Source organism: Caballeronia sp., from assembly GCF_028292365.1.
Lineage (GTDB): Bacteria > Pseudomonadota > Gammaproteobacteria > Burkholderiales > Burkholderiaceae > Caballeronia.
The window spans coordinates 1-9,366 of record NZ_JAQGMM010000363.1 but is presented as its reverse complement, the minus strand read 5'-3'; the positions used below and the strand labels follow the sequence as shown (position 1 = coordinate 9,366).

At 62.2% G+C, this 9,366-nt stretch carries 2 protein-coding genes; both read right to left on the bottom strand.

The window, feature by feature from the left end; translation table 11 throughout:
• Positions 1-155: 155 nt before the first annotated feature.
• On the bottom strand, positions 156-2,558 hold the full coding sequence (gene pbpC / locus JWR14_RS22310; RefSeq protein ID WP_299711640.1) for a penicillin-binding protein 1C: 2,403 nt from the start codon (positions 2,556-2,558) through the stop codon (positions 156-158).
• Between the two features lie 86 nt (positions 2,559-2,644).
• Positions 2,645-8,698, bottom strand: coding sequence for an MG2 domain-containing protein (locus tag JWR14_RS22305; protein ID WP_299711637.1), 6,054 nt, complete (start codon positions 8,696-8,698; stop codon positions 2,645-2,647).
• Positions 8,699-9,366: the final 668 nt, after the last annotated feature.

The following is a 9,366-nucleotide window of genomic DNA, read 5'->3' as shown; positions in this document are numbered from 1 at the left end:
GCTCGGCGATGGCGCGCACTACGTGGACCGGGGCGGTGAGACGTCTCCGCCCTATCCTGAGCTGGTTGGCCGGCTCGCTTCCGGCGATCCGCTGCCTGAGGCGGAGTTTCCGTTCATTGTTTAGGTTTTCTGATATGTGGGGACCATACGAAACCCTACTCGATCAGATCAACCTGAAGCGATCGCTGGTCGACGCGACCATGGTCGTCGATCGCACGCACGCTATAACTGCCCGCCGTACGCGGCTGCCAGTACAGCGCCACGCCTGGGTCACTGCGGCCCACATAGGCGTCGTTGACGAACCAGTACAGCGCGTGTGCGTCGGCATCGGTAGACGCGTTGAACGCAATGCGCTCCTGCCCGAGCTGCTTCAGCCGCATCGCATAGACGCTGCCACGCAGGGGCGACGTGATCTGCGGCGGAACGCCATCCGGCGCCCCGGCGTTGCGGCACTCCGGGTTTTGCGGCGGCTTGCGGCGCGGAATGCCCGCTTGCATGAACACCTGCTGCAAATCGGAGGACCAGAATTCATACACCTCCTCATGCGTGTGCTTGCCCGTATAGGGAGGACATGCCGGCAAGCCGCTCGCGTCGTCGATCACCACGGGACGATGCACATTACTCACGCGGATCGGCGATTTGCCCGGGATAAACCAGGTCCAACCGCGTTGCGGACACCACTGGTTAGGCAGCTCGCCGCTCGCGAGACAGATCTGCACGCGTTTGAGATTGGCCGGTCTGGGCCTGAACGGTTCGGTCAGTTGCCCCCGTTCGGCTTCCAGTCCATCGACAATCTGGAAGAACAGCGGCGCAGCGGCATCCACACCGACGAATGCCGGATTGCCGGTGCCATCGAAATTGCCTACCCATACAACCAGTACGTAAGGGCCGAATATGCCAGCGGTCCACGCATCGCGAAACGCCCAGGACGTGCCGGTCTTCCAGTACGCCGGCAGATGTGACGGCTGGGCGCCGCTGGTCTCGTCCGGCCGCAGATGCTGGCGCAGCATATCCATCACCATGAAGCTGGCCTCGTCGCTGAGGATGCGGGTGCCCGCCACCTGAGGGTCACTTGCGCGCAGGCGCAACGGCCTCAGTTCACCACGATTGGCGAGCATCGCGTACATGCCGGCCAGTTCCTGCATGGTCACTTCTCCACCGCCGAGTACCAGCGCGAGCCCGTAATGCTGCTCGCTGGCCATCCGACCGATGCCAGCTTGCTGCAGGAACTGATACAGATTGGGCTGATGCAATTGCGAGGCCACCCACACCGCCGGGATGTTGCGGCTGCGGTTCAATGCGTCGGTGGCGGTGATCGGCCCCAGGAAATGGCCGTCGAAATTCTCGGGCGTGTAAGGGCCAAACGAGGTAGGCACGTCCCGCAGCACGGTCTGCGGATGCAGAACACCCTGGTCGAAGCCCAGCGCATAGATGAACGGTTTGAGCGCCGAGCCTGGAGAGCGCCGCGCCAATGTTCCGTTAACCTGACCTTGTATGGAGTGGTTGAAATAGTCCGCCGAGCCGACCAGCGCCTTGACACCCATGTCGCGGGTGTCGACCAGCATGGCCGATGCATTTCGAATCCCGATCCCGCTGTTACGTGCGACGTAGCGGGCAATCTGCCGCTCAAGAATATGCTGCAGGTCCAGATCGAGCGTGGTCCGCATGCGGGAATCGCGATTCCCGCCGTCAATCCGCTGCGCGGCCAGCACCTGCTCCACCGCGTGCGGCGCCTCGAACGGCAAGCGTGACAATGGCCGGATATTCAAAGGCAGCGCGAACAGCGGCTTGAACGCGGCATCTTGTGGATGGCCCGTCAGCCACCGTGCGTAAAGGCCGTTGCGCGAGGCCATGAGCTGCGGGTTGATCACCCAAGCCGCACCGGCACCCCATCGCGTTGGCACGCTAGGTAAACGGCGCGCCGGATCTTGCGGAATCACCGCCAGCGTGAGCGCCTCCGGCAAGCTCAGCGCGCCTACCGACTTGCCGAAATACGCGATGCTGGCAGCACCCGCCCCTTCGACGTTACGGCCATACGGAGCATCGTTCAGATACGCCTCGAGAATCTGCTGCTTCGAGTAAAACAGCTCGAGCTGGATCGCGCGCCCCACCTGCTTGAGCTTGCCCCACGGCGTGCGCGTATTGAGCTGCCATAGGGAGCGTGCCAGTTGCATGGTGATGGTCGAGCCGCCTTGGGGGTTGCCACGCCGCACGTAGGTCACCCATGCGCCGCGCGCGAGACCGTACGGATTGAAACCGGGATGCCAGCGATACCAGCGGTCTTCGTGCAACAGCACCGCGTCCGCCAACTGCGGCGACATGTCTTTGAGCGGCACCCATAAGCGGAAGCGATCGTCGCTCGCGAGGGTCAGGCGTAACAGGCGGCCGTGATCGTCGTAGACCGCCGTCGATGAAGGTTTCCAGCCTTGCAGCGACGGATGCGGCCACAAGCGGCAGCCCGCCAGCACGCCCGCGACGAGCAACGCGCCGACTAGCCAGTTCTGCCAGCGCTGAAGCCAGCCGATGCATGCATGTAACAAGGAACGAAGTAAAGACACGATGATGAGATTCGCAGAGTGCAGAAGCGTCGGCGCCTATCGGGCCACCCGTCATCCGCTTTCGCGCCAGACGGGTGACCGCGGGCTCAAGGTGTACGCACCACCGTGAGGGTGGCGCCGCCCGGCGAGCGGGCCTGAATCCGGCGGTCGTACATGGACTCGCCAAAGGCCGGAGGGACGAGGAACTTGCCGGCATTACTCGCCTTGATGCGATACACGAACTCCTTGACGTCCGTCGTCGCGGTCCCGTAGATCACCACGCGGTCTTCGCGGATATCGGCATAGTCGGGCTGCCACGTCGAGCTCGCGAGGCCGATCGGCGAATGCCACGGTGCGGGTCGCGCATCGCTGGCATCGTTGCCGCTATCGCCGCCCTGGTCGGCCTGATCCCCCTGGTCGTTATTGCTTTCGTCCGTCTGGCTCGGGGCTGGCGGCGGTTCGATCACCGGCTCGAAACCGCCCGGTAGCAGATCGACAATCGCCACGTTGGCCGCGCCTTCTTCGCCCGTGGCGCGAATCTTCACGTGGACCTCGATCTCTTCTCCGAGCGTAATCTTGTCGAGCGGGTTACCGTTGATGCCGGTGTAGTCACGCACGATCTCGAGACCATTCTTGATCGCTTTATCCGGAATACCACGGTCGTATCCTGCCTGACTGGTGACCCGCCACGCCGGCAAGCTGCTGCCGTTGACGAAGCGCAACTTCGACGCCGCCGCACTCCAGCTACCCGACTGCAACAGGTTGCCCTGCAGCGTCGAGATCAGCTTGACGCTGCCATCGGCATGCACTTCGCTGATTGCCAGCTTGTCCAACCCGACTGCGTTCGTGCTCGCATAAGCGTCGAGCGCGAGCACCGTCATGGCTGACGACAACGTATTGAACTCGTTGCGCGCCAGCGGCCCAGCGATGTTCTCCATTACCTGAGGCGAGAGCGCCTTCGCCCGGTCCGGGAAGTATTTCGACAACAGGTAAAGCACGCTCGCATCGCGCGTCAGTGGATCGGTGTAGTAGCCGTATTCGAAGCGCGGGGCATCCTTGCGTTCGAGCTTGCGTTGCGGCCCGGCGATCATCGCGTTGGCCTCCTTGTCCTGCTTGAGCAGTTCGTAGGAAGCGGCCAGCCACGCCGCCGCGAGATCGTTCTTCCAGTCGTTCGGGAACGCCTCCTGCAAGCGTTTTTGCACTGCTGCCAGCTCGTTGGTCGTCACGTTCCCCTGCCGCGTCAGCAGATATACCGCGTAGGCACGCTGTCGCAACAGGTCGAGCGTATCCATGCTGTCGTCGCTCGCAAGCTGGTGCAGGTACTGATTGCCTGCGTCGAGCATGTCGCCGGGCACCGCGACACCCCGGTCGCGCGCTTCCAGCAGGAAATGCATTGCATACGCCGAGACGAAGGGCTCCGCATCCGGCGTCGCGGACCACACACCGAAGCCGCCATGACTGTTCTGCCGCGAGCGCAGCACGTCGAGCATCTGCGTCAGCGCCTGGTCGTTGGTCTGCTGCGGATCGCCATTGGCAGGCCGCAGCGCGCGCGTGAGCGCCGGCACCGACGGCCACTTCGAGGCGACCAGGCGCGGCACGGCCGCACTGACGATCTGCTCGCTGCAATAGTTCTGCACGTTGACCAGCCACGACGTCAAACCCTGCGACAGCACTACCGGCACCGTCGAGATGCTCGCATCGCGCGAAGCGTACGCGTCGTACATCTTGCGCAAGCCCGGCAGATCCACGTTGCTGTTAGCACCTACGCGGGCAATGTCGACTTGTGCGCGATACGCGGCGGCAGGACGCACTGACAGGTCAAGACTCTGCTTCGCCGACTTGCCGCCATAGCGGGCGCTGAAGGTCAGGTTGCCTGAGCCAAGCGTCTCGGTCGCCTTGACCCGGAAGATAGCCACGCCCTCGTGCATCTGCGCAAGGTTCAAGTCCTGCGACGCATTGCCGAGCACCTGCAACTGTGGACCAGTCGCAAGCGCCACTGTCACGGGGACCGGTTTGTCGCCCGAGCCCGTGAGATTGTTGGCGACGCCCACGCTGACCTCGGCCTCGTCGCCGGGAGCCAGAGTGGTGGGAACGTTCGGCGACAGCACGAAGTCGCCGCGTACCGTGGTAGCCGCCTCGATAGTACCCACCAGATCCGGCGACACCGACACCGCCATCACCCGCAGCTTGCCGTTGAAGTAGTCAGGCACGGCATAGCTCACGTCCTTCTCGCCATCCACATCGACAATGCCGGACCAGTACACCACCGGCTTGTCGCGCTTGCGCTTGAAGGGGTTGAGCTGGCTGCCGATTGCATCGTCGGCATCGCCGCCGGGCGCCGCCATTGCCATCAGCTTTTCGAAGTCCGGCAAGATCAGGTCGAGAATCTGCGAGGTACCTACTTCGAGCATGCGCTTGCGGAAAAAGAACTTCAGCGGATCGCCCAGTTTGTAGCGGCCGACCTGCAGGATGCCTTCGTCCACGGCGAATACCACGACCTTGGTCGGATGCGCCGCATGCAGCTTGAACGTCACCGTCTGCCCCGGCTTGACCAGCGGGGGTGCATCGAGCGTCAGCGGATTGCGGCGCGCGTCCATGTTCACCGAGAACGGCACGACGCCATAGCTCAGCGGGCTCATGAAAATCTCGTCCGACGACGGATCGCGGATGTACTGCACATTGATATAACCGTTGCCCTCGAAACCCGCCGGCACCGTGATGTGCTGCACGGAGCTGGTGGTATCGGCGTGAAACCAGGCATGGGCATAGACCTTGTCGCGCTCGATCGTAATCAGGCCGCTGCCCGCATACGGCGCGCGGATCGCGATCTCTACCGGCTCGCCCTGGGCGTAATCGTGTTTGCTCAGGTTAACCTGCAGCTCAGCGTTGCGGTCAAGCGACCGGGACACATTGGCATCTCCCGCCACGGAATACTCGACCCGGTTTACTTCGGTTCGATCGGCAGTCCGAATGATGAGCGCGTAGTTACCGGGCTTGTCGGTCGGCAACGTGTAATCGAGTCCGGCGCCTGGGATCGTCAGCGGATTCTCGCTGACCGGCACCTCCTTCAGACGCGAGTCGTACTTGTAGACGCCCGAATCCTGTTTGGTCAGCACCGAGACATAGCGCCGCTCCACCAGTTGCGCCTTCAGGTCCTTCAGTTCGATCGACTTGACCTGCGGATTGATCGCGACCAGACGTACGGCGCGCGGACTGCCGCGTTTCACATAGTTGAGATCGTCTGTCGACTTGTAGCCCACCAGCCAGTCGTCGCTGGAAACCAGCGCCTGCACGTTCGCGGCTACGCTGCGGCCGCCCTCCGCTTCATACGCCTTGGTCAGAAAATACAGCTGATAGGTCGCATCCGCGTATTTCTTGAGGTCGAGATCGAACTCGGCGCGCCCCTTGTCGTCGGTCTTCCCGTCCTGGAGATTGGTGGTGTAGCCCTCCTTCGCGCGCCGTACGTCGAAGAAGTGATAGTTCTGCCAACTGCGGAATTCCGGCCACGCCGGGCGCAGCGTCAGGGACGCCTCGACGCGCCGGTCGGCCGCCGGCGTGCCGAAAAGATTCTGCGCCTCGACCAGCCCTTTCAACTGATCGGGTTTCACCCAGCCCTCGGCAACCTGCTGCGAGAATCTGGCCTCGACCTTCATCCGGTCCGGCAGAAACTCCTTTACCTGGACAGTAGTCGAACCAATCGGCGCGTCAGTCTTGCCGTTCCTGACGATATAGAGGTTGACCGTCCACGTGCCGGTCGGCGCAGTTTCCGAAGGCGTATAGGATATCTCGCTAAAACCGGAATCGTCGACAGCGACCGGCATGCGTTTGACCGTGATACCACGCGGATCGACGATTTCCGCCTGCAGCGGCACGCCGGAAGGGCTATGCGCCCAGCTCGCCGCGCGCACGATCAGACCAATATGGAACAGATCGCCCGGCCGGTAAATGCCGCGATCCGAGAACAGATATGAGGACAACTGGCCTTCGCTGGACGCGTTGCGCTCGCCGCCCACGTCAAACCGCGAGAAGTCGAGCTGGCGATCCTGGCCACCCACAGGCAGAAACGACAGATCGTCTTCCTTCTTCACGACGTACAGCAATGGCTTCTTCTCGTGGTCGAGACCCTTGAAGGTCGGGAAGCGCACCACGCCATCGGCCGTGGTCTCCTGGGTAAAGAGCGTCTGGCCGTTGAGCGCCAGCACCGACACCGTCGCGCCGCTCACCGGCTGGCCGGTGCGGATCGACTGCACGAACACGTCCTGGCTGCCATCGAGCGCGCGCTTGACCAGCATGCCCAGGTCCGTAATCACAATCATGCGCGTGTCGGTCGACTGACCGTCGGCGTCGCTGCTGCCGTCAGTGTTGCTATCACTGTTGGCATCGGCGTTGCTGTCGTCCGAGCCGCCGCTAGCGCTGGCGTCGGTGCTTGCGCCCTGATCCGTAGCCTGCGCAGCCTTGTCGGCCTTTTTCTTTTCGGCGACGGGGTCGTAGGCCGACAGACGCAGCAGGAACACGCCGCGCTTGCCGTCCTTCAGATATTGACCAAGATCCACACCATCGTAATGCGCCTTGCCGGGGCCGGCCTTCGGAAACACCCGCTTCTGCTCGAAGCGTTCGACGATATGGTCTTCGCTAAAGGCATAGCCGAGGTCCGGTTGGGTATAGGTACCCTGGTTGAAGCTCACCAGATGCTGCAATTGGTCCGGCAACACGCGGCCTATTTCGAGCTGCATGCCGGGCAGGTTGCGCGAGACAACCGAGATCCGCTTGCTGCCTCTCAGCGACAGCAGCGAACCGTCCGCCATGAAGCGCAACAGCTTCGGATAGTCAGGCACTGTGAAGGTCTGAACCGATGGCTTGCCAAGCATGTAGCCGCCGAACGACTTCAGTCCGGAGGCAATGCGTACATAGACGCGCTGGCCGGGTTCCGCGTGGAATTTGAAGCTCTGCAGCTCCGCGTATTCGTTTTCGGTGGGCACCAGTCCGAGAGCAAGCGGTTGCGACTTCCGCAGGACCGTCTCGCTCACGTCGGCGCTGTCCCACTCATAGGGCGGTTCGTCGTCGTTCTGGTCGACGCCTTCCTTGCGCTTCGGCAGCACCCAGGCCTTGATCAGACCGTTCAGGTCACCACCGCGCACCGCCCCGCTGATTTCCGTGACGACCACCTGTTCCGGTTCGTACCGGTCGTTATCCACCAGCGTCGGGCTCACGCTACTGACTGCGAGGCTATACAGACCCGGAACACGCACCATCGACTGCAATGGCTCTTTGGTGCCCGCGCCGCCGCGCGAACTGCGTGCGCCGCTATCAAGCGTCAGTTGAACCGCACCGTCGTCGCGCGGCAGGTCGAGCGGCTGCGAGTGGATCCAGGCGTTCAGTTTGACGGCGTCGTAGGTCACCGTGAATTTGAGCGGCGTGTTGAACTTGCCGTCGCTGCCCGACATCGCCAGCGAGAGGCGCTTTTCGAATTGCGCTGTGTCGACAGGGTAGTTGAAGCTCACCGGCATGATGGTTTTCTTCGCCGCTGCGTTCCGCGGGTCCTGATAGAACTCGGCGTTGCTCGTCTTGACGGTAAACGGCGCGAGATCGAAGGCCAGATGGTTGTCGGCCATCAGCACATGCGGAGCAAAGGTTTGCCTGATATTGAAGCCCACCTCGACATGAGCGCCAACCGGCCAGTCAAAGGCAGGCACGAAGCGCAGCGTGTGATCGTCCGCCCAGCTCCATTCACCTTTCAGCGCGGGCGTCATGGTGATGCCTTTGGTGGCGGTCTTGCCGACCAGTTCTATCGGTGCGGCCGAGCGCGAGAAACTCACTTCAAGCGGATGAATCGTGATCTTCGGGCCGCCGTCAGTCTGTACGTAGTCGGTGATCGCCGGCACCCTGACCCGGAAGGTGATGCGCTCCGGTTCGATGGGCTTCGGACGGTTCACGTACCAGTGCCAGCCAGCCCAGGCCGCGATCGCAAGCAAGACGGCGCCAAGCACCGCGCCGACGAAACGCCGGGGGCGGCGGCGGATCGCTGCGCCCGCGGCCGGCGCCCACGCCGGAGGCGACCATTCGATGCTGCCGAAAACCGGCCGCAAAATCATCATGATGAGGTGTAACAGGCCGCGCACCAAACGCAGCGGCAGGACAAACAGAAATCGCAGAATATCCATGCTTCCCTTCGTAGGGATAAGCATGCGGCTTCTTATCCCCGGTTCTTTTTGCTATAGCTACTATTCTTGGATTCGAACCCGCGCCGCCGGCCAGCGCCAGCGGCTAGTCGTGAACAACGAAGGTCGATCAGTCGCCCAGCGTCGCTCGCGCAGGGACGCATTACGCCGCAGCGTCACGCCCGCCGCGCAATAAAGGTGACCCGGTTTAATAACCTGAACAACGGATCGGCGCAACGGTCTCGGCGCTAATCCGACAATTTTTGATAGATAGCCCTGACCATCGGCGGGCTGTGTCAGGTCGCCGAGCGCAAACCCGCAGGCGCGTTCGTTTCGAAACCATGGGCGCGGTCCATCGCAGGAACATGGGTCTTTTCGCTTCCCTTAGTGCACATATCCGATAGCGCTTTGCGTGCTCCGCTAAACGAGCACGCATGCAAAGGTCTGTCTCATTCCGGCGCCGTTACAGCCGTTTGAAAGCCTCAGTACAAGCCCTTTGTTGTCTGACGTCATTTAACATTAAAACAACGCTCAACTACGCGAGACCCGCCACAGTAGCGCTCTTCGCCCGTATAAAAGCCCAAAAAATCCAGGAAATTAAAAGCCCGCAGAAAATATTACTAGTGTAAACGCCGATGCTTCGCGTATTGCGCGAGATAAGTCATCTGACA